We start from the raw sequence: 21,226 nt of genomic DNA on the forward strand, positions 1-21,226 counted from the left end.
CACCACCCGCTGGAACAACTCCCACAACTCGTCCGGCACCAGACGCTCCACGATCGTCATGCGAGCAGCCTACAAGCCCAAATGAGATGACTTCTCAGACCGGAAGGGTGGCGCGCAGGCGCTTCCTGTCGGGTTTGCCCACCGGGGTGAGCGGGATCTCGGGCACCACGTGCAGGGCCTCCGGGGCGTAGATCCGGCCCTTGCGGGCGGTGACGAAGGCGCTGACCTCCGCCAGCTCCGGGTGCCGTCCGGCGGCGGGGACGACCGCGGCGTGGACGTGTTCGGCCTGCTGGGCGTCGCGGACGCCGAAGACGGCGCACTGGGCGATGGACGGGTGGGTGACGAGCAGGTCCTCCAGTTCGGAGGGGTAGACGTGCCCGCCGACCACGATGATCTTGTCGGAGAGGCGGTCGGCCAGGTAGAGGTAGCCGTCCTGGTCGAGGTAGCCGATGTCGCCGGTGTTCAGCCAGCCGTCGCGCAGCACCTCGGCGGTGAGGTCCGGCCGCTTCCAGTACCCCGCCATCAGGGTGCGCGAGCGGACGTGGATCCCGCCCTGCTCACCGGTCGGCAGCTCGGCGCCGTCGGCGGAGCGGATCACCACCTCGACGCCCGGCACCGGGCGGCCGACGGAGATCTGACCGCCGTGCCCGACCCGGTCGTGCTCCTGCGGGCCGAGCACCGCGATGTTCTGCGCCTCCGACATCCCGTAGCCGCTCGCCAGGATCGGCCCGAACACCTTGAGCGCCTCCCTGATCCGGCTCGGCGAGGAGGCGCAGCCGCCGTACAGGACGCGCTGCAGGCTGGACAGGTCGGTACCGGCGATCGCCGGGTGGTCCAGCAGCCGGTAGAGCAGCGGCGGCAGGACCCACAAGTCGGTGATGCGCTCGCGCTCGACCGCGGCCAGCACCTCGCCGGGGTCGAAGGAGCGGTGGATGAACACCCTTCCGCCGTGGTGCAGGGTCAGGTCGGAGAGCACGCCGGCGAAGTGGGCGAGGGAGGTGGCCGCGAGGAGGCGGGGCTCGTCGCCGTCCGGGCCGAAGGGGACGTCGAAGGCCCTGCGGTAGGAGCCGTGCAGGCTGAGGATGCCCTTCGGGACGCCGGTGGTGCCTCCGGTGTGGCGGATGCCGAGGTGGTCGTCCGGGCCGATCCGTACGGCCGGCGGCTCGGCGCGGTGGCGGGCGGAGGCGGCGATCACGTCCTCGCCGATCACGGCCGTGGCGGTCGCGGCCCCGGCGGTCGGCTCGGAAGCGGTCGCGGTCGCGGCCCGGGCGGTCGGCGCCGGTCCCGGGCCCAGGGTGAGGACGGTCGGCACGTCGACGAGGGCGAGCAACTCGGGCGCGTCCGCGTACCGTTCGGCGTCCACGAGGAGGACGGTGGTGTCGACGCTGCTGACGATCCGGGCGAGGACCGGCACGCTCATGCCGTCGTACAGGTTGACCGTCCGGGCGCCCGCGATGCCGACCGCGTACCGGGCGCTGAGCGCCTCGGGGGTGTTGCCGGTGAGGAGCGAGACGGTGACGCCCCGGGTGACGCCCCGGGCGACCAGTTCCTGCGCGAGGCGGTAGGTGGCGGCGGCGAACTCGCCGGCGGTGATCGTGACGCCGTCGGCGGTGGTGACGGCCGGCCGGTCGGGGTCGCGGGAGAGGGAGCGGAGGATCAGGGCGGGGGCGCTGATGAACTCCGCGTCGTTCATGGCCACTTCTTCTTTGTAGTTTGCAACCATGTCGACAGGCTAACCCCATCTCCCGAGCGGCGCCGCCATGTTCGGGTCAGAGCGACACGGGTGGCCGGCCGGCACGGGTGGGCCGGCCGGACTGGCCGGGCCGCGCCCGGTGACGCACCGGCCGGGCCCGGCCCGGTCTCAGTGCTCGTTCTTGATGACGAAGAAGGAACCACGGATGGTCCCGGCGAGCTTCGACTTCTGGCGCGCGAACTTGAACCGGGAGGCGAGCTCCTCCGGGACCTCCATCCCGTCCGAGAGCTTGAACCCGACCGCGCGCTTCCCGCCGTCGTCGAGGGTGTACATCACGTTGACCGACAGGCCGCTCTCGTAGAAGACGTAGGCCATCCGGATGCCCGCGACCTCGAACCCGGTGGCCTCCAGGGGCGTGGACGCGATGACGATCTCGCGCTCCTCCCGGAGGATCCGGTGCACCCACTCGACGACGTCCGCGGCCTCGGCCGCGGGCTCCACCGTGAAGACGTGGTCGTACTTGGTCTTGAAGTAGCGGGCCTCGTTCGCCCGCAGACCGGCGAGAGCCTCCGCGACGGGCGACGACTCCAGACCGACGGTCGACACGGTGGTGAAATCCACGGCGTAGGTCATGGCGGATCCCTTCTCTTGGGCGTGGACGGACGACGGGGCCTCCGGCCGTGCGCCGGACACGGAGGCCGGGGTCGCGCCCCCGCCGCGGCGCGCCGCGGCACGACGGCTCAGTGGGCCCGACGGGCTCGGCAAGCACGACGGATCGACGGGCTCGGCGGGCTCGGCGGCTCACCCGGGCGGGGGTGCCGTGCGGTGATCCTATGCGGCATCGGCGGGGTCGGCAGGCCGCCGGACGGGGCGTCGCCCGCCTTTCCTCCCCGCGGCTGCCCGCTCCCCCGGGCTCAGCGCCGGGCCAGCGCCAGCACGCTCAGGCCGAACATCAGGACGCCCAGCGGGAGGTGCACCGACGGGACGTGCGCCACCCCGAGCACGACCTGCACGGAGGCCAGGGCCAGGAACCCGGACGCCTGCCAGACGGGCCGCGGCGAGCCGCCGCCCGGCTTCCAGGCCAGCACCGCCGCGAGCACGTACAGCATCGACGCCCCGTACATCACGCGGGCGCCGACGCCGTGCAACGTCTCCCCGTAGGACGAGGTGAGCAGCAGCCCGGCGGACACCGCCTGGAGGAAGATGGTCAGGGTCTGCAGGGTGACGGCGAAACGCAGGAACGGGAAGCTTCGCTGTTCTGTCGTCTGGACGGCCATGTCACGGTCCCCTCTTCCCGCCCGCGGGCGGGAGGTCGGTAGGGTCTCACCGGTCCGACGAGACGGGCCTGCGAAAGGTCAGGCGGGGAGGCGGTGCGGCATGGGGACGACGGGGACGGGCACCGATCCGGTCGCCGGCGAACGGCGGCAACTGATCAACGTCGCCTACCGGCTGCTCGGCTCGCTCACCGAGGCCGAGGACGCCGTCCAGGACGCCTACGCGCGCTGGTACGCCCTGCCGCGGAGCCGGCGGCAGGAGATCCGCTCCCCCGGTGCCTGGCTGTCGACGGTGACCGGCCGCATCTGCCTGGACGTCCTCGGCTCCGCGCGCGCCCGGCGGGAGCGCTACGTCGGCACCTGGCTGCCCGAGCCGCTGCCCGACCCCCGCGAGTGGGACCACCGGCAGGCCGCCGACCCCGCCGAGCAGCTGGTCCTGGACGAGTCGGTGGCCATGGCCTTCCTCGTCGTCCTGGAGTCGATGACACCCGCCGAACGGGTGGCGTTCGTCCTGCACGACGTCTTCCGCTACCCCTTCGCCGAGATCGCCGCCGTCCTCGACCGAACCCCGGCGGCCTGCAAGCAACTGGCGTCCTCCGCCAGGCGGCGGGCGGGCGCCACCCGCACCACCGGCCCGGCCGGGCCCACCGGGGCCGGGCGGGGCGACGCGGTACCGGGCGACGTCGTACGGGGCGTCAAGGCGGCCTGGGAGAGCAGGGACATCCCCGCCCTCGTCGACCTCCTCGACCCGGCCGCCGTCATGACCGCCGACGGCGGCGGCATGGTGGGCACCGCCCTGCACCCGATCGAGGGCGGTGCGTGCATCGCCCGGTACATGGTCGCCATCGCCGACCGGGCCCCCGGCCTCGAACTCCTCGAACGGACGGTCAACGGCGCGCCGGGCCTGGTCGCCCACCGCGCCGGCGCCGTCCTCACCGTCGCGGCGTTCGACGTCACGCACCACCGGGTGACCCGGATCTGGGTCGTCCGCAACCCGGAGAAGCTCCGCCCCTGGGTGCGCGACGACCAGCCGGCCGTGCCGGGCCCGGACGCCACGCTCCGGTGAATGCCTCGGCGGGGCCGGGGCAGGAGTATGCCGTCGCCGACCGGCCGCCACCGCGTGCGCCGGGGCGCCCCTGCACGAGCGGGGTCGGACGGCGTGGACTCCGGTCCCGTCGTCCTGTCCCGGTCGCAGGAACCCGTGCTTCGAACCGTGAACACTGCGAGGAACCATGACGGCCTTCCCCTTCCCCCTCTACTGCCTGGCGGCCGTACTGCTCCTGCTGCTCTTCGTCCAGCGCTTCCGCGGTGACCAGCGCCGTTTCGGGAACGGCGTCCTGCTGGGCCTGTGCACCCTGGTCCTGCTGGTCGGCGCGGTCCTCGAGCTCGACCGCCTCCCCCGCCCGGTGGCCCGGGCGGTGACGGACGGCATCGTCGTCGGCGCGGTGCTGAGCGCGGTGGTCGTCTCCGGGCTCCTGCTGGCGACCGGCGTCCGGATGGTCCGCGCCGAAGGCAGCCGGCCGGCGAACCTGCTCTCCCTCCTGGCCGGGTCGGCGATCCTGGCGGCCCTCGCACTCCTGGTGGCGTCCGCCCGCGCCGAGGACGGCCCCTTCCGCGCCGTGGCCACCGCGGCCCTGCTGGTGGCCGGCTACCTGTCGTTCCTCCTCGTCTGCTTCGTCGGGTACGCGCTCCTCTACCAGCGGGTGGCGACGCACCGCCCGGTCGACTTCGTGGTCGTGCTCGGGGCCGGGCTGACGGACGGATCCACCGTCCCGCCGCTGCTGGCGGCGCGGCTGGACCGGGCCCTGGCCCTCGTCCGCTCGCAGGCGGCGCGCGGGCGGACGCCCGTCCTCCTGGTCTCCGGCGGCAAGGGCTCGGACGAGCGGCTCTCGGAGGCCGAGGCGATGGCGGCGTACCTGACGGCGCGCGGCGTACCGGGCGAGCGCATCGTGCAGGAGCGCGCGTCGACGAGCACCCGGGAGAACCTGGAGTTCAGCCGGGCCATGATGGAACGGCTCCGGCCCGGCTACCGCTGCGTCGTCGTGACCAACGACTTCCACGCGCTGCGGGCCGCCATCACCGCGCGCCGTGCCGGGGTGCGGGGCGAGGCCGCCAGCGCCCCCACGGCGGCCTACTACTGGCCCAATGCAACGCTCCGGGAGTTCGCCGCCGTCCTGACCGCCTACCCCGTCACGAACCTGGCGGTCTGCGCGGTACTCGCCGTCGCCGGGGCGCGGGCCGCCTGGAGCTGACCGGCGACGGCACCGGACCGCCCGTCCCTGGCCCCTGCCCGGACCGCGTACGGCCGCACCGCGGTACCCGGATGCGCGCGCGGCGGCGGCTCCCTCCACCGCGCGCACCCGCCCGGCTCCCGGCTTCCCGCCTACCCGCGGCGGAGGGAGCCCACCACCGCGGACAGGTCCCGGTCGGCGATCGACGGGTCCGCCAGGAGCACCGCGCGGGCAGCCGACAGGACCGGACCGCCGCCCGCCAGGGCGAGGTCCTTGGCGGCCAGGCGGACCGGGAAGTCCGCGTCCGTGCTGAGCGCCCGGGCCACCACCCCCGCGAGCGGCCCGGCTGCCAGCACCCCCTGCGCCAGCTCCTGCGGCACGCCCAACTCCTCGGCCACCGCCAGGACTTCGCCGACGACCGTGACCGAGGCGACGATCGCGCCGATCACCACCACCTTCAACGCCGCGCCCGACCCCGGCCCGCCGCAGCGCCGCACCCGGCCCAGCAGCTCCAGGACGGGCTGCGCGACGTCGAGGTCGGCGTCCGTGCCGCCCGCGAACACCACCAGGTCGCCCGTCGCCGCCGGGCCCACGCTGCCGACCACCGGAGCGTCCACCAGTCCGACGCCGTCGGGGAGTCCTGCACGCAGCCCGGCGGTGGCGTCCGGGCCGATCGAGGACATGTCGATCCACAACGTGCCCGGCGCCAGCTCCGGCACGAACCGCCCGGCCACGTCGGCGACGGCCTGCGGGTCGGACAGCATGGTGACGACGACGTCCGCGCCCCGCACCGCCGCTGCGGGCGTGGCGGCCTCGACGAGGCCGTCGGCACGGCCGGGGGAACGGTTCCAGACGGTCAACGGGTGTCCGGCGGCGGCGAGTCGGCGGGCCATCGGCAGGCCCATCCGGCCCAGCCCCAGAAAAGCGATCTTCTTCATGGCCACCACGCTAGGCAGTCGCCACCCAGGCGACAAACGAATGTCTCGCATGGTACCCATGTCGGATGGACATGGCTTGGCTGGACGTCTTCCGCACCGTCGCACGCCTCGGCTCCTTCACCGCCGCCGGTGAGCGGCTGGGCTTCACCCAGTCCGCGATCTCCCGCCAGATCGCCACCCTGGAAGCCGAGTTGGGCACGCCGCTGTTCGACCGCCTGCCCCGCGGAGTACGGCTCACCGAACACGGCCACGCCCTGCTGCCGCACGCCGAAGCCCTGTTGGACCGCCTCGACAGCACCCGGCGGGACCTGGCCGCGCTCACCGAACTCACCGCCGGACGACTCCGGGTGGGCGCCTTCGACAGCGCCAACGCGGCCCTCGTCCCCGGCGCCCTGGCCGCGTTCCGCACCGCGCACCCGCAGGTGGCGATCAGCTTCACCGAAGGCCTTTCGGCTCACCTGCTCGACCTGCTCGGCACCGGCACGATCGACCTCGCGGTCGTCGCCTCGTACGCGGAGGACGCCTACGACCGCGAACGGTTCGAGCTGCAACCGCTGCTGGCGGATCCCGTACTGGTCGCACTCCCCCGGGGCCACCGCCTCGCCCGCCGACGGCGCCTGCGCCTGGTCGAACTCGCCGACGAATCCTGGATCGCGGCCAGCCGTCACGCCGAGTCCACCCTCCTCGCGGCGTGCCTGCGCAGCGGCTTCCAGCCCCGGATCGAGTACGCCGTCGCCGCCTGGACCGCCAAACTCGGCCTGGTCGCCGCCGGGCTGGGCCCGACGCTGATCCCCTCCCTCGCCGCCCGGGCCGCCCGCGCCGACCTCGTCCTCGTCCCCCTCCACCCCGACGACACGCCCGTCCGGCACGTCTACACGGCCACCCGGCGCGGGCAAAGCCCACCGCCCGCGGCGGCGGCCTTCGCGGACCTCCTGCGGACGGCGGCGGAGGCACGGCAGTAGCGGAGCTCCCGGCCGGCGGCGTTTCGTGAGGTCGGGCTTGGCCTGCACGCGGCGGGCTGGGACGATCGGCGGAGCCGTGTCGACCGGCACGACGGAGACGGGAAGAAACATGATCAGTCTCGTACTGGTGGGCGCCCTGGTACTCGCCGTCGGCGGGTGCGTGTGCGTGGTGTGGGCGGAGCGCGGCGGGCCGCCGTGGGTCCGGACCGTGGCGACCGTGACCCTCGCCGCCGGCGAGTTGGTGCGCCTGGTCGGCCGGAACCGGCGGCGGAGCATCAAGCGGAACACCAACAGTGGCGGCGACTAGGGCTGTGGCTGAGGGCCGCTGAGGCGGACCGGACCCGCGCGCCCGGGAACGCCGGCGCCGGGGGCCCTTCCGGGGATCCCGCGTGGCGTGTCGGGCGGCGCACCGCGCGGCGCCGACGGGACGGCGAGGTCAGAATGAGGCATGCGAGCAAGCCCCGACCCGGCCGGTCAGCCGCCGGTGGCACCCGGTCAGGCCGCCGAGCGCGGCGAGCACTGGTGGCCGGTGGCGGCAGCCGTCACGGCCGCCGCGCTGCTCCATGTGGCCCTGCCCACGACGTACCGGCTGGACCCCGTCTGGGTGGTCCCGGTGGTCATGTTCACCCTGCTGGTGACACTGATCGTCGGCGACCCGGGGAGGATCGACCGTCAGAAGGTCTGGCTGCGGGTGGTCACCGAGACCATGATCGCCTTCGTCACCGGCTCGAACCTGTACGCCGGGGTCCACCTGGTCTCCGACATCCTGACCAACAACAAGCTGTTCGCCAACAACGCCACCGGCCTGCTGGCCACCGGCGGCGTGACCTGGGCGACCAATGTGATCGCCTTCGCGCTCTGGTACTGGGACCTGGACCGCGGCGGCGCCGCCGCCCGCGCCCACCGGCCCTTCACGGCGCCGGCGTTCGTGTTCCCCGAGATGCAGCACACGAGCCACGCGCCGGCCGGCTGGGTGCCGCGCTTCGTGGACTACCTGTCGCTGTCGTTCTGGACGGCGACCGCGTTCAGCCCGACCGACGTCTCCGCGATCAAGCCGTGGGCCAAACTACTGATGATCGTGGAAGCCGCGACCTCCCTGATCGTGGCCACCCTGGTGATCGCCCGCGCGATCAACATCCTGCAGTGAGCAGGACGCGGCCCCGGCGACGGAGGCCGGGGCCGCGTCCCGCGAGCCGACCCACCGGCCGGACTCCTGCGCCTCAGGGCAGCAGGAGCCCCCAGTAGCCCGCCCACGGGACGAACACCGCGCTGGACAGCAGGAGCAGGCCGAGCCGGGCCCGGCAGCCGGACGACAGGGCGCGGTGCCCGCGCAGGCCACCGACCGCGGCGAGGCCGGACGCGCCGACGGCGAAGACGGCGCACAGCTGGAGGGCCGCCCAGACGACGGGGCGGCCGAAGAGCACCGGCCCGGTGAACTGTGCGGCGGTGACCGCCAGGAACAGCAGGTAGCCGAGCGCGCCCACGGTGGCCGCCGATCCGGCCAGCGCCGCCCCGCGTGCGGCTCGCGGCAGGCCGGTTCGCACCGGTGGGCTGCTCCGCACCGGTGGGCCGCTCCGCACCGGGCGTCGGCGGATCCGCCGGACCGCGCCGCCGAGCAGGTAGCCGAGCTGGCCGGCCAGGATCACGGCGACGGCGGTGGCCTGGAGCGGGACCGACTCGTACCAGGCGAGCGGGGCGAGCGGGCGGCTCCATGCGTCCTGGTGGGGCGGCGGGTCGACGGACACCGTGGGCAGACCGGTGGCCAGCCCGGCGATCCAGGCCGTCTCGTGGACGGCGTAGTCGTCCGGGAGCGCCTCGGGCCGGTCGAAGCCGTCGGCACGGGTGAGCTGCAGGTTGTGCCGGACACCGGGGACGGTCCGGAACGTGTAGTGCGTGTTGCCCCCGCGGTCCAGCGCCTGCCGGATGATCGCCGCGCTCTCCTCCGGCGCCGCCTCGCGGTCGAGGGCGCCCCACTCGGCCAGCACGGGCTGCCGCACCCCCTCCCACGCCGGCACCGGATCGTAGTCGGCCTCCGGGAAGAGCCCCGCACCGACGAGCTGGCGGATCGCCGTGACCTGCATGGTCGGCAGGAGCGATCCCGCGACGCCCGCGTGGCGCAGGTAGCCGCCGTAGGCCCAGGCCTGCTGGCGTGCCGGGGTGAGCCCGACGGCGCCGGCGGTGACCAGGAAGGACACGTCGTCTGAGCGGGCCGCGGCCAGCGACGCCACCCAGGCTCCCTCCGAGAGCCCCCAGAGACCGACCCGGGACGGCTGGACGCCCGGACGGGAGCGCAGCGCCGCGACGGCGGCGAGGGCGTCGTCCGCGAGCTTCCCGTAGTCCCGGCGGGTGGTCGAGTAGCCGGCGGTGCGTTTGTCGTAGACCAGCGTCGTGACGCCGCGCCGCGCGTACGCCGCCGCGGCGTCCTCCAGGTCGGTCACCGTACCGGGGCCGGCTCCGCCGACCATCACGAGGCCCGGCCCACCGGTGCCGGAGGGTGCGGGCGGGGCCAGCACGACCCCGTGCAGCACGGTGCCGTCGGCGCTCGCGAACGAGACCTCCGACCGCGCCGGATCACCCGCCCCGGCTGCCGCGACCGCCGGGGCCGCCGGGGCCACCGGGGCCACCGGGGCCACCGGGGCCACCGGGGCCACCGGGGCCACGGACGGTGCGGCGACGGCTGCGGGTGCCAGGGGCACTAGGAGCGCCGACAGCAACCCGAGCAGCGGGAGCAGCGCCCGCAAGGGGAGCAGCGGGAGTACCGACGGCCCGGTGGCCCTGACTCGCCGGCGTCCCTCCCTCGTCCGAACCGTCCGCGCGTGGAACCTCGTACCTGTCACCCTGTCCTCCAGCACCGTGTCCGGGCCCCCATGGCCGGTGTGTCAGTGCTCCGATCCTTCTCCCGCACGGGGCCGACGGGCATGGCGACGGCACCCGGATCCGGGGTGGGGACAACCCCCGTAGCGTGGTGCCGAAGCCGAGCGGTCAGCGGGCAGTCGCGGTCAACGGGCGGCCGCCGTCAGGGGGCAGTCGCGGTCAGGGGGCCGCGAAGAGGCGGGGGAAGGCGGGGGCCAGCCAGGGGCGGCGGCCCCAGGCGAGGACCTTGCCGCGGGTGAGGGCGGCGGTGGCGGTGTAACGGCCGAGGGCGATCAGGAGGAAGGCGACCGGCTCGGTGAGGATCGTGCAGTCCGGCCGGCGCGGCGGCTCCTGGGTGACCACGGCCGCGCCGTCCGTGAAGGTCACCGCGAATCCGCGCAGGCCGCGGATCCGCAGCCGGTAGCAGGCGTTGTGGCCGGCCGCGGTGCGGGCGTCCGTGACCCGGGGCATGGCGGTGCGCAGGAACGGCAGGGCCAGCTCGACCCGGTGCCGGTCGATCGGGTGCGGCCGCCCGAGGGCGACGGCGATGTCGTAGAGGTGGCCGAGCATGTGGGTCAGCAGGTAGGCGCCGAGGGTGTCCAGGTCCATCGGGCCGAGCGGGGTCCGCACCGGCTCGGTGCCGGCGCGGGAGCCGGCCGCCGCCGTGAACTCCCGTGCCCACCGGGCGATCTGTGCGCCGAGCAGGTCCGGGTCCCGCTCCGGGCGGGCGGCCAGCGAGGCCTCGTTCGCCGCGGCCAGCGAGCCCGGGGTGCCGTCCCCGTAAGGGCGTTCCTCGCCTGCGGCCAGGGCGGCCATCAGCTCGTTGGCCATCGCGAGGTGGGCGGCGGCCTCGGCGACCGTCCACTCGGCACCGGGTATCGGGGTGTCGCCGCGGCAGCCGGCGAGCAGGGCGACGGTCTCGTCGCCGACCGCGGTGAGCGCCTCGAAGAGCGCGGTGCGCGCGTCGCCGGGGCGGCGGCCGGGGCTGTGGGGCGGGAGGGTCATGGTGGTGAAGACTGACCGACTCCGGCGGCCCTGTCCAGAGCCGTGGCGGGGCGGGGCGGCCCTGCGTCGTCGCTGCTCCGCCTACGGGACACCGGCCGGCGGTCCGGCCGATGTCCCGGCCGGTGTCCCGACGCCCGTCAGGCGTCCGTCACGCATCCGTCAGAGCCCGTCAGAGCCCGTCAGACGTCGTCGAAGGACTCGTCCTCGTCGCCGCTCACCACGTACTCGGTCTGGGCCTCCTGGCGGAGCTGTTCGCGCCGGGCGTGGCGGACGTCGTCCTCGTCCTCCTCCATGGCGAAGACGCCGGTGTCCCGGAAGAACTCCTCGTTCAGCGCGTCGTCGCCGCCGGCGCGCACCCAGTCGGCCAGGATCCGCTGCGGGCTCAGCGCGACCGCCGGGTTGCCGCGGCCCGGCAGGAGGGTCAGCTGATAGGCCTCGCTGGTCGTGGTGGGCGAGCGGTAGGTGTACGTGTAGTGGCGGGCCTCGGCGCCGTCCGGGAGGCGGCCGAGGAGTCTCGCGTAGGCCTGCACCAGGCCGGGGTTGGCGAAGTTGCAGACCAGGACGGTCGTGCCGCGCTCGACGAGTTCGCGGACGGCGGCGACGATGCTGGTCTGGAACGCGGCTCCGTCGTTCCCGGTGCCGTAGGTGGCGGCGGACTGGGAGCCGAAGGTCTCGGGGCTGGCCAGGAAGCCGGGCGGGACGGAGTTGCTGAACTTGGGGAACGGACAGTCCAGGAAGACGACGTCCTCACGGCCGGCGAGGTCGCACGTCGTCCGGAAGTCGCGGCAGGCGAAGTCCTCGATGCCGGCGGTGCCGCAGAGTTCGGCGATCGCGGTGAGCGTGGCCGTCTCGCGGGCGCGGATGGCGGCGAGGCGCCGGCCCGCCTCAGGGTTGAACGTCCCCTGCAGGCCGCCGCCTTCGGAGAGCTTGGTCCCGCGGGTGCAGCGGTTGACCAGCCAGATGTAGGCGCTGACGGAGCGCCGGGCGGAGACCGGGTAGGCGTCGGTCTCGGCGATCTCCCGCCGGCCGTTGGCCTCCAGGTGGTCCAGCAGGCGGCGGTAGGTGTCCGCCGGCGCCTCGTCCCACCGGGCCGCGCGCTCGCCGTACTCCCTGACGAAGTCGCCGCCGTGGTCCACCAGCGCCCGGTAGGCGCCGAGCACGTACGGGTTGAGGTCGCCGGCGACGACCGAACGGAACAGCCGCATGCCGTCGTTGAGGCCAGGGCCGAAGGCGGTGGCGTTCAGGAAGACCTGCCCGGAACCGACGAACGGCTCGATCAGCCGCGGGAACCTCCCGCCGTTGTCGGTGAACTTGGCCCGGGCGACGCGGGCGATCACGAGCTGGGTGAAGTGCGCCCGGTTGTGCATGTTGCCGGTGTACGGGGACAGCCAGGCGAAGCGCCCCGGTTCGGGCATCCAGAGGTTGGTCATCCGGCCCACGTAGCAGCTGTTGGCACGGACGAACGCCTCGTACGCCCGGCCGTTCCCGGCGGCGAAGTAGTGGAAGCTCGTCGGGTCGTCCATCTCGCCCGTCCCGAACGGGACGTACGGGACCTGCATGTCGCGCGGGACGGGGACGCCCTGGACGACGGTGAAGCCGCGCGCCGGGACGCCGTTGCGCATCCGGCCGTGGACACAGACCGCGCACGGGACGCCGTCCTGGTTCATCGCCCCGGTGTAGTCGCGCTCGAAGCCGCAGCGGTCGCAGTGGATGTGCATGATCCCCCTCAGGAGTCCGAACCCCGGTCATGCGTGGGAGACGACCCGAGGGTCCGTCTTCGGACCCGCGTCCGCGGGGCGACGGGGGTCCGAGGACCGACCCTAGAAGCCGCGCGCGCGGAGCGGAACGGGTATCGCGGCACCGGCCGGGCGGACGGGGGCCAACGGCTCCCGCGTGCGCGGAAGGGCGCGCGCCGGGGCATACTCCAGCCTGTTGTCACGAGCCGTGGGGGGACTGTGCAGGAACGTTCGACCGGTCCGAGGTCGGGTCAGCCGTGGGACGGCGCGGAGGGCGCCCGGCTGGCGAGCTGACCCCCGCCTCGCCCCCCGTCACCCGCTCCGCACAACCCGCGCACCGTCACCCGCACGCCGTCGTCCCGGCACCGGCCTCCGACGGCCCGACCGCCCTCCCACACCGGGAGGGCGGTCGGGCCGCTCCGGAGCGCTCCACCCTGCCGCTGGACGGATCCGTCCAGTACCGCTTCCGTCCAGTCGGAGGCCCTTCCACCCGCGCTGAGCTGCGACGACAGTAGTCATCGCCACCAGGGCCCACCGCCCGGGCGGCACCGGGCGAGGCGTCAACCGCGCGAACTGCGGGCGCCTCCGCCAACCCCTGTCCCCCCCTCCGTTCCGGGAGCCGTCATGCCCGCACGCCCTCGACGCTCGACCTTCACCGCCGTGTCGTCGGCAGCCCTGGCCCTGTGCACCGCCGTGGTGGTGGCCGGCTGTGCCGCCGCCCAGGCGGACACCCGCGAGGCCGCGGTGTCCGGCGTCGGCGCTCCCGCGGCCACCACGACCGCCGCGGCGGACGGGAGGACGGCGGCGGATCCGGCCACGGCCCCGGAACCGACCACCGCGCCGACGCCTCCGGCCACCACTCCGTCGGCGGCACCGACACCGGCACCGACCGGCCCTGCGGCTACGGCCACGGCACCGTCGGCCGCACGGCCGTCGGCCCCCGCACCGACGACCGCCGCACCGACGCCCCCGGCCGCCGCGGCACCGGTGCCGCAGGGCCCGGCCGGCTCCGCCGCACCACTCACCGCCGCCGTCGCCCCGGCCGGCCTCGCCGAGCTGCCCATCGCCCCGGCCTTCGGCTGGAAGCCCGACGGCCCGTTGGCCAGCCAGGACGTGAAGGGTCGCACGATCACCCTCAACGAGTGCACGAGCGTCTCCGGCGCCGTCACCTGGCAGCAGCAGGGCTACCTCAGCGCCGCCCGCAATCCCGCCGGGCAGCAGCTGTTCACCTTCCCCACGCCCGGGGCCGCGCAGGCCGCCTACCGTCAGCTGCTGGCCGACATGGGCAGCTGCCAGGACGCCTCCCGCCGCCTCCAGGCCGAGCGTGGAGTCGCCCAGGACGCGACCGTCACCCGCACCGCCCAGACCCCCGACGGCACCTCCTGGTCGCGCCGTTGGACGGGAGCCGGCGGGCTGTCCGCCCCGGACCTGCAGACCAACCACGTCTACGCCCTCCAGCAGGGCGCCGACCTCATCCTCTTCCAGTTCGACGAGCTGCAGGAGCGGCCCGGCCCCACCCCCGACACCGGCACCGACGCCTCGGTGATCGCCGCCGTCGCGGCCCTCGGGCCCAAGGGCTGATCCCGTGCGCAGCCGCCCCTCCGTCTCGTCCCACCGCGTCACCAACCGACCCTCCACCCAAGGACTCCCCATGTCTGTGCTCAAGTCGACCTCCCGCCGCACGGTCGGCGTGCTCGCCGCCTCCTGCATCGCCTCCGTGGTGCTGGCCACCGTTCCCGCCCACGCCGACAGCGTCCAGGGCATCTCGTTCAGCTCGACCTCGACGGGCGCGCTGGGCAAGAACGCGGCCCCCGGCGGTCAGGTCACCCGCAGCCAGGTGATATCCCGGGCGCAGGACTGGGTCGACCAGTACGTCCCGTACAGCTCCAACGGCCTGCAGGCGCCGTACAGTTGGTGGTCGGATGCACAGACCGGCGGCCGCTACCGGCAGGACTGCTCCGGACTCGTCTCCATGGCCTGGCAGCTGAAGGACAGTCCCACCACCAACGGGCTGCCGTCGTACGCCAACGCGATCAACAAGTGGGACATGCAGCCGGGTGACGTGCTCAACAGCGACCAGCACGTGGTGATCTTCGCCGGCTGGCGCGACAAGAACGCCGGCACGTTCAACTACTACCAGGAGAGCAGCCGCAGCCGGCCGACGAACTACAACACCGACGGCAACCTCAACGCCTCGATGCTCTCCTCCCACCCGATGAGCGGCTACACCGCGCTGCGGTACAAGAACATCGTCGACGACCCGACGACGCCGCCGCCCGCGCCGTCCGCCAACAACCGGACGGTCGAGGCGATCGTCGGCGGCGCACTGCACGAGATCTACACCGACGCCAACGGCTGGCACGACAGCGCCGTCCCCGGCGTCGGCAACCTGACCACCCTGGGCTTCGCCTACAACCCGGCCGGTCAGCGGGTGATCGAGGCCGTCGAGAACGGCGCCCTGCACGAGATCTACACCGAAGGCGGCACCTGGCACGACAGCGCCGTGCCCGTGTCGGGCACCATCGACACCCTGGGCTTCGCCTACAACCCGAACACCGGACAGCGGGTGATCGAGGCCGTCGAGGGCGGTGTGCTGCACGAGATCTACACCGAAGGCGGCACCTGGCACGACAGCGCCGTCCCCGGTGTCGGCGGCAACATCAGCGCCCTGGGCTTCGCGTACACCACGTCCGGCGACCGCGTCATCGAGGCCGTCGAGAACGGCGCGCTGCACGAGATCTACACCGAAGGCGGCACCTGGCACGACAGCGCCGTCGCCGGTGTCAGCGGCAACATCAGCACCCTCGGCTTCGCCATCAACCACGCCACCGGCCAGCGGGTGATCGAGGCCGTCGTGGACGGCACGCTGCACGAGATCTACAGCGATGGCACGACCTGGCGCGACAACGTCGTCCCCGGCGTCAGCGGCACCATCACCTCGGTCTCCGTCAAGGTCAAGAACAACACCGGCGACCGCGTCATCGAGGCCGTCGTCGACGGCACGCTGCACGAGATCTACACCGACGCCTCCGGCTGGCACGACGGCGTCATCCCCGGCACCCCGGGCGGCGCGACCGGCGTCTCCTTCGACCTCACCATCTGACCCACCCCGCCCCCACCCCGTGTGCCCGGTACGGACCCCCGTACCGGGCACACCGGCACATCCGGACGGCCGCCCCGGGCCCGGGCCGTCGAGGCTAGGCTCGGGGGATGATCGACGGCGATGGCGAGGTGACGGCGCCCCCACCGGGCCTGGTCGAGGCCGGAGAACGCCTCTGCACGGCGCTCGAGCGCCACCTCGCCGACCCCGACGGCCCCGGCGTCGAGGCCGACGTCGAACGCGCCCTGGAGGAGCTGGACCTGGCCGTCTCCCGCCGCCCCCGCCACACCGCACCCGAGGAGTGGCGGGCCCGCTACCTGAGGGTCCGGGACGTGTCCTGCTCGATCCGGCACGAGTACGGCCTGGGGGCGACGCCCGCCGACCTCCGCACGGCCCTCGCCCGACTCGACTCCCCCTGAGGGCAGACCGGTTCGCCACCCTGTGTCCACCGGACCCGGACCTCGCCGGGACACCCGTGCGCGCGGGCCCGGATCCGGGCTGTGGCCACCCGGTCTGCCGCCCGGAGCCGCCGCCTGGCGGCGGCTCCGGGCGGCGGATCCGGGCGGGCGGGGGTCAGCCGACCATCGCCGCCAGGACGCTGCGCCAGTCCTCCCCGGGCTCCGGGGTGAGCGCGGCGGACAGGGCCTCGGCGCAGTAGTGCCAGGGGCGGCGGAGCTCCGGGTCGGCGTCGGGCCGGAGGTCGAGCGGGCTCGCGGAGCCGAGCAGGCGGACCAGTTCGGTGCCGAAGTCCGTCCAGGAGACGTGCCCGCTGACGGCGTTGACGATCCGCCCGGCCGCCGGGTTCGGCTCGCCGACGCAGGCCGCGAGGGCCCGGGCGAGGGCGGCCGCGTGCACCCAGGACGCGCCGTACCAGCCGGGGCGGCCGTCGGGAGCCGGGGTCGGCAGGGTGATCGGGCGGCCGGCCAGGGCGGCCTGGTAGAGGGCGCCCGTGGAGCCCCAGCGGAGCTGGTCGCGAAGGCGCTGGTGCGGGCCCCAGACGATCGGGGCGCGCACCACGGTGGCCGGGCCCCGGTCGGGGGCCGAGGCGGCCTCGAACAGGATCCGCTCGCAGTCCAGCTTGGCCTGCCCGTAGGGGCTGACGGGCTCGCCGGTCGGGCCGCCTTCGGCCACGTCGGTGCCGGCCGGCCGCCCGTAGGCATCGATGCTGCTGACGAAGACGAACGGGCCGCCGCGCCAGCCCTCGACGAGGGCGCGCATCGCGGCGAGGTCGACGACGTGCTCGGTGAAGGTGCAGGCGGCGTGGATGACGGCGTCGACGCCCTCGACCGCGCGGCGCAGGCTGTCCGGGTCGGCGAGGTCGCCCTCGGCGAGTTCGGCGCCGTGCAGGGCCGGCAGGTGTGCGGACTCGGGGCGCACCAGGGCCCGGACGGGGCGGCCCTGGGCCATCAGTTCCTGCAGGACGGCGGCGCCGACGCCACCGGTGGCGCCGGTGAGCAGCACCGTGCCGGCCCGGGAGCGGGCGCTCGCGCCGGGGCGGGCCCCGGTGCGGGCGCGGGCGGCGCGGCGCTCGTCCTCGCGGGTGGCGAGGAGCGCGGCGAGGGCGCGCGGGGTGCGCTGTTCCAGGACGTCCAGGCCGGTGAGCGGCAGTCCGGTGCGGGTGCGCAGGCGCTCGGCGAGCTGGACGGCGACCAGGGAGTGGCCGCCGAGGGCGAAGAAGTCGCCGTCGGCTCCCGGGGTGGTGCCGAGGAGTTCGCCGAAGGCCGTCCGGACGGTGTCGAGCGGGCCGCGGGCGTCGGCGGCGGCCGGGGTGGCGCCGGGCAGCCGGCCGCGGTCGGGGGTGCCGTCGGGCAGCCGGGGCAGCGCGTCCACCAGGGTGACGGCGCGCGGGAGTCGGCCGGGGGCGAGGTGGCGGCGCAGGGCGGCACGCAGCTCGCTGCCGGTGGGGGCGACGGGGCCGCGAACCACGGCGTAGGCGAGCGGCGGTCCGTCGGCGGCCTCGACGACGGCGGCATCGACCACCCGGGGGTCCGCGGTCAGCGCGCTGACCGCGGGGTGCGGGGCGGCGGCCAGCAGTGCGCCGGGGAGCGCCGAGAGCGGCCGGTCGGCGTCCTCGGCGACGGCGCCGAGCAGCCGGGCGAAGGCGTCCAGCAGCCGCCCGGCGGTGGCCTCGTCCAGGGCGTCGCGGTCGTGCTGGACCAGGCAGCGCGGCTGCGGGCCGTCCTCGACCAGCAGGGCGAGGCCGAACTTGGCGAGCCCCAGGTCGAGTTCGACGTTCTCGCTGGTGAGCCCGGGCAGCGTGAGCGGCTCGGCGGGGTGGACGAGGTCGCAGCTGACGGAGAGCAGCGGGGTGCCGTCGGCCCCTCGGGCGGCGCTGCCGAGGCGCTCGACGACCAGGTCGAAGGGCACCTCGTGGTGCTGCTGGGCGTCGAGCAGGGCGGCACGGACCAGGCCGAGGGTGTCGGTGAAGGTCGGGTCGCCGGCGAGGTCGGTGCGCACCGCGAGGGTGTTGACCCCGAGGCCGACGGTGCGCCGCAGTTCGGGCCGCAGCCGCTGGCCGCTGGCGCAGCCGAGGGTGAGGTCGGTGCGGCCCGCGGCGGTGGCGAGGGTGGCGAAGGCGGCAGCCAGGACGACGGCGAACAGGGTGGCGCCGTGCCGGGCGCCGAGCCGGCGCAGCCCCTCGACGGTGGCGGGGGTGAGCGGTGCGGTGTGCAGGGCGGCCCGGCGTTCGCGGGCGCCGGCGGGGACGGGGCGCAGCAGCGGCAGCGGGCGGGCCCCGGCGAGCCGGGCGGCGCGGGCGTCGGCGGCGGCGGTGAGCTCGGCGTCGCGGGCCCGCTCGCCGCGGGCGTACTCGGCGTACGACGGTCCGGGCTGCGGGAGTCGGGGGGCGTGGCCGTCGCGTGCGGCGGCGTAGAGGGCGGCGAGGTCGGCGGCCAGCACCGGCAGCGAGCCGCCGTCCACGGCGATGTGGTGGATGGTCAGCAGCAGGGTGTGGTCCTGCGGCCCGTGCCGCAGGAGCAGGGCGCGCAGCACCGGCCCCGCGGCGAGGTCGAAGGGGCGGGCGGCCTCGGCGGCGAGCAGGGCCGGGGCGTTGTTGCCGGCGCCGTCCTCCCAGGTGGCGTCGACGGTGCGCAGCGGCACGGGGGTGACCGGGTCGGTCTGCTGGTGGGGCTGGTCGCCGTGGCTGCCGTACCGGGTGCGCAGGACGGCGTGGCGCTCGGTGAGGCCGGTGAGGGCGGTGGCGAGCGCGGCGGGGTCGAGCGGTCCGCGCAGGCGGGTGGCGAGCGGGACGTTGTAGAGGGCGCCGCCCTGGCCGAGGTGCTCCATCAGCCACATCCGCTGCTGGGCGTGGGAGAGCGGGGCGGGACCGTCCTCCGGGGCGGCCGGGCGCGGCCCGGCGGCGGGGCGGTTGCGGCGGGCGCGGCGCAGCAGGTCCGCCTGGTCGGCGGCGGCCTGCGGTGCCGGGGACGGCGTGGTGTCCGTGCGCGGCGTGGTCGCCTGACCATCGACCGGCTGGCCATCGACCGGCTGACCATCGACCGGCTGCCCGTCGATCGGGTAGCCATCGATCGGGTAGCCGTCGGCCGGCTGCCCGTCGGCCGGGTGCTCGGTGGCGTTCATCGGGCGGCTCCTTCCGCAGTGTGGTCGTGCGCGGCGCGCAGGGCGCGTTCGAGCAGGTCGGCCTGCCCGGCGACGGTGGGGTGGCCGAGGAAGTCGGCGAGCGAGAGCTCCACGCCGAGGTCCTCACGCAGGTCGTCGACGACCCACATGGCGAGCAGCGAGTGGCCGCCCTCGGCGAGGAAGTCGGCGCCCGGCTCGGTGATCGGGCGCTCCAGGGCGCGGCTCCACGCGTCGGCGACGGCCTGCTGGATCGGGGTGAGCGGGGCAACCGTCCGGCCGCCGGTCGGGGTGTCGCCGTCCGCGGCGGCCAGGGCCCGGCGGTCGATCTTGCCGCTGCCGGTCAGCGGCAGCGCGTCGAGGACGTGCCAGGCGGTGGGCACCAGGTGGGCGGGGAGCCGGTCGGCGAGGCGGGCGCGGAGCGTGTCGGCGGCGGCGCGGCTGCCCTCGGCGAGGACGAGGCAGGCCGTGAGGGCGGCGTCGGGGTGGCCGGCGCGGCGGACCACGACGGCGGCCTCGGCGACCTCGGGCAGGAGCAGCAGGGCGTGTTCGACCTCGCCGGGCTCGATCCGGAACCCGCGGACCTTGACCTGGTCGTCGGTGCGGCCGTGGAACTCCAGGGCGCCGTCGGGGCGTTGGCGGACGAGGTCGCCGCTGCGGTAGGCGCGGCCGGTGCCGGGGAGGTCGCGGAAGCGCTCGGCGGTCAGCTCGGGCCGGTCGAGGTAGCCGCGGGCGAGCCGGTCGCCGGCGATCCACAGTTCGCCGACGGTGCCCGGCGCGACGGGGTCGAGCCGCTCGTCGAGGACGAGGGTGCGGGCGCCACCGAAGGGCCGGCCGATCGGGACGGGCCCGCCGGCGCAGTCGGCCGGGGTGATCCGGTGCAGGGTGGTGAAGGTGGTGGCCTCGGTCGGCCCGTAGACGTTGAGGAGTTCGAGCCAGGGGAAGGCGCGCAGCACCGCTCCGGCGTACTCGGGGGACAGCGCCTCGCCGCCGACGGCCAGGGTGCGCAGCACGCCGAAGATCCGGGACTGCCGGGCGGCCAGGTGGTGGAAGAGCGCGGTGGTGATGAACAGCGTGGTGACGCCGAACCGTTCGACGTCGCGCACGAGGTCCTCGGCGGTGGGCCGGTCGGCCGGGGAGACGGCGACGGCGGCGCCGCGCGCGAGCGGGGCCCACACCTCGAAGGTGGAGGCGTCGAAGCTGACGGTGGAGTGGAACAGCACCCGGTCGCGGGGGCCGAGCGGCACGGCGTCGGCGGCGGTGACCAGGTCGGCGACGGCGCTGTGCGGGACGAGGACGCCCTTGGGCCGGCCGGTGGAGCCGGAGGTGTAGAAGAGCAGGGCGGTGGCGTCCGGGTCGGCGGCGTCGGGCGCACGCACCGGGCGGGCGGCGGTCTCGGCGCCGTGCTCGGTGAGCACCAGGGTGCGCTCCTCGGGCAGCCCGGCCTCGGCGAGGAGGGTCTTGTCCCCGAGGACGAGGTGGGCGCCGGCGTCTCCGGTCATCTCGGCGATGCGCGGCCGCGGGTAGCCGGGGTCGAGCGGGACGGCGTGGGCGCCGGCCCGCCAGATCGCCAGCTGGGCGACGACCAGGCGGGTGGAGCGGGCGCAGAGCAGGCCGACGGCGCTGCCGGGGCCGATCCCCCGCTCGGCCAGGGCGGCGGCCAGCCGGCCGGACGCGTCGAGGAGCTGGCCGTAGGTCAGGGCGGTGTCGCCGTCGGTCACGGCGAGCGCGTCGGGGCGCTGCCGGGCGTGCCGGGCGACGAGTTCCGGGAGGGTGGCGGTGGGCATGGTGGTTCCCTTCCGGGCGCCCCGGCCGGTGGGCCGGCCGGGGCGCCCTGCGCAGGAGCGTGCTTGCGGGC

At 75.3% G+C, this 21,226-nt stretch carries 17 protein-coding genes; 8 read left to right on the forward strand and 9 right to left on the reverse strand.

Going from position 1 to position 21,226, the window contains the following annotated elements; translation table 11 throughout:
• Positions 1 to 94 precede the first annotated feature (94 nt).
• The 3 genes from ACIRS1_RS24740 to ACIRS1_RS24750 all read right to left on the reverse strand — a co-directional run bounded on the left by ACIRS1_RS24740 (position 95) and on the right by ACIRS1_RS24750 (position 2,970).
• Positions 95 to 1,723: an AMP-binding protein gene (locus tag ACIRS1_RS24740; protein WP_402843444.1), complete on the reverse strand. Its 1,629-nt coding sequence runs from the start codon at positions 1,721 to 1,723 to the stop codon at positions 95 to 97.
• A gap of 138 nt (positions 1,724 to 1,861) precedes the next feature.
• On the reverse strand, positions 1,862 to 2,326 hold the full coding sequence (locus ACIRS1_RS24745) for a phage tail protein (protein ID WP_360215778.1): 465 nt from the start codon (positions 2,324 to 2,326) through the stop codon (positions 1,862 to 1,864).
• 281 nt (positions 2,327 to 2,607) lie between these two features.
• Positions 2,608 to 2,970: a hypothetical protein gene (locus ACIRS1_RS24750; RefSeq protein WP_402843447.1), complete on the reverse strand. Its 363-nt coding sequence runs from the start codon at positions 2,968 to 2,970 to the stop codon at positions 2,608 to 2,610.
• Between the two features lie 100 nt (positions 2,971 to 3,070).
• Between ACIRS1_RS24750 and sigJ the strand changes: the two genes are divergently transcribed.
• A complete protein-coding gene (sigJ, locus tag ACIRS1_RS24755; protein WP_402843449.1) occupies positions 3,071 to 4,033 on the forward strand; it encodes an RNA polymerase sigma factor SigJ in 963 nt (320 codons plus the stop codon).
• Positions 4,034 to 4,199: 166 nt separating this feature from the next.
• Positions 4,200 to 5,219, forward strand: coding sequence for a YdcF family protein (locus ACIRS1_RS24760; RefSeq protein WP_402843452.1), 1,020 nt, complete (start codon positions 4,200 to 4,202; stop codon positions 5,217 to 5,219).
• Positions 5,220 to 5,350: 131 nt separating this feature from the next.
• Here the strand turns inward: ACIRS1_RS24760 and ACIRS1_RS24765 are convergent, their stop codons facing one another.
• Positions 5,351 to 6,136, reverse strand: coding sequence for an NAD(P)-dependent oxidoreductase (locus ACIRS1_RS24765; protein WP_402843454.1), 786 nt, complete (start codon positions 6,134 to 6,136; stop codon positions 5,351 to 5,353).
• A gap of 65 nt (positions 6,137 to 6,201) precedes the next feature.
• Between ACIRS1_RS24765 and ACIRS1_RS24770 the strand changes: the two genes are divergently transcribed.
• From ACIRS1_RS24770 to ACIRS1_RS24780, 3 genes are all read left to right on the forward strand, one after another.
• Positions 6,202 to 7,098 (forward strand): LysR family transcriptional regulator, encoded by an 897-nt coding sequence (locus tag ACIRS1_RS24770; RefSeq protein WP_402843456.1) that lies wholly within the window; start codon positions 6,202 to 6,204, stop codon positions 7,096 to 7,098.
• 109 nt (positions 7,099 to 7,207) lie between these two features.
• Positions 7,208 to 7,405, forward strand: coding sequence for a hypothetical protein (locus ACIRS1_RS24775; protein ID WP_402843458.1), 198 nt, complete (start codon positions 7,208 to 7,210; stop codon positions 7,403 to 7,405).
• A 141-nt stretch (positions 7,406 to 7,546) separates the two neighbouring features.
• Positions 7,547 to 8,245: a hypothetical protein gene (locus tag ACIRS1_RS24780; RefSeq protein ID WP_402843460.1), complete on the forward strand. Its 699-nt coding sequence runs from the start codon at positions 7,547 to 7,549 to the stop codon at positions 8,243 to 8,245.
• Between the two features lie 73 nt (positions 8,246 to 8,318).
• On the opposite strand, the gene ACIRS1_RS24785 is transcribed toward ACIRS1_RS24780, so the two are convergent.
• The 3 genes from ACIRS1_RS24785 to ACIRS1_RS24795 form a co-directional block, all read right to left on the reverse strand.
• Positions 8,319 to 9,839, reverse strand: a complete 1,521-nt coding sequence (locus tag ACIRS1_RS24785) for an alpha/beta hydrolase family protein (protein ID WP_402843463.1) — start codon at positions 9,837 to 9,839, stop codon at positions 8,319 to 8,321.
• A gap of 292 nt (positions 9,840 to 10,131) precedes the next feature.
• Positions 10,132 to 10,956, reverse strand: a complete 825-nt coding sequence (locus tag ACIRS1_RS24790; protein WP_402843466.1) for a maleylpyruvate isomerase family mycothiol-dependent enzyme — start codon at positions 10,954 to 10,956, stop codon at positions 10,132 to 10,134.
• Positions 10,957 to 11,135: 179 nt separating this feature from the next.
• The gene (locus ACIRS1_RS24795; protein ID WP_402843469.1) at positions 11,136 to 12,674 is read right to left on the reverse strand and encodes a DNA adenine methylase; all 1,539 of its coding nucleotides are present in this window, start codon (positions 12,672 to 12,674) and stop codon (positions 11,136 to 11,138) included.
• 678 nt (positions 12,675 to 13,352) lie between these two features.
• Between ACIRS1_RS24795 and ACIRS1_RS24800 the strand changes: the two genes are divergently transcribed.
• The 3 genes from ACIRS1_RS24800 (at position 13,353) to ACIRS1_RS24810 (ending at position 16,211) form a co-directional block, all read left to right on the forward strand.
• Positions 13,353 to 14,273: a hypothetical protein gene (locus ACIRS1_RS24800; protein WP_402843472.1), complete on the forward strand. Its 921-nt coding sequence runs from the start codon at positions 13,353 to 13,355 to the stop codon at positions 14,271 to 14,273.
• A 70-nt stretch (positions 14,274 to 14,343) separates the two neighbouring features.
• Positions 14,344 to 15,795 carry a hypothetical protein gene (locus tag ACIRS1_RS24805; protein WP_402843475.1) on the forward strand — a complete coding sequence of 484 codons (1,452 nt, stop codon included), beginning with the start codon at positions 14,344 to 14,346 and terminating at the stop codon, positions 15,793 to 15,795.
• Between the two features lie 107 nt (positions 15,796 to 15,902).
• Positions 15,903 to 16,211, forward strand: a complete 309-nt coding sequence (locus ACIRS1_RS24810; RefSeq protein WP_402843478.1) for a hypothetical protein — start codon at positions 15,903 to 15,905, stop codon at positions 16,209 to 16,211.
• A 154-nt stretch (positions 16,212 to 16,365) separates the two neighbouring features.
• Here the strand turns inward: ACIRS1_RS24810 and ACIRS1_RS24815 are convergent, their stop codons facing one another.
• On the reverse strand, positions 16,366 to 19,371 hold the full coding sequence (locus tag ACIRS1_RS24815) for a condensation domain-containing protein (RefSeq protein ID WP_402843481.1): 3,006 nt from the start codon (positions 19,369 to 19,371) through the stop codon (positions 16,366 to 16,368).
• Positions 19,368 to 21,155, reverse strand: coding sequence for an amino acid adenylation domain-containing protein (locus ACIRS1_RS24820; RefSeq protein WP_402843484.1), 1,788 nt, complete (start codon positions 21,153 to 21,155; stop codon positions 19,368 to 19,370). The genes ACIRS1_RS24815 and ACIRS1_RS24820 overlap by 4 nt, the downstream gene beginning before the upstream one ends.
• Positions 21,156 to 21,226: the final 71 nt, after the last annotated feature.

It is taken from the genome of Kitasatospora sp. NPDC101176, assembly GCF_044768035.1.
Taxonomy (GTDB): Bacteria; Actinomycetota; Actinomycetes; order Streptomycetales; family Streptomycetaceae; genus Kitasatospora.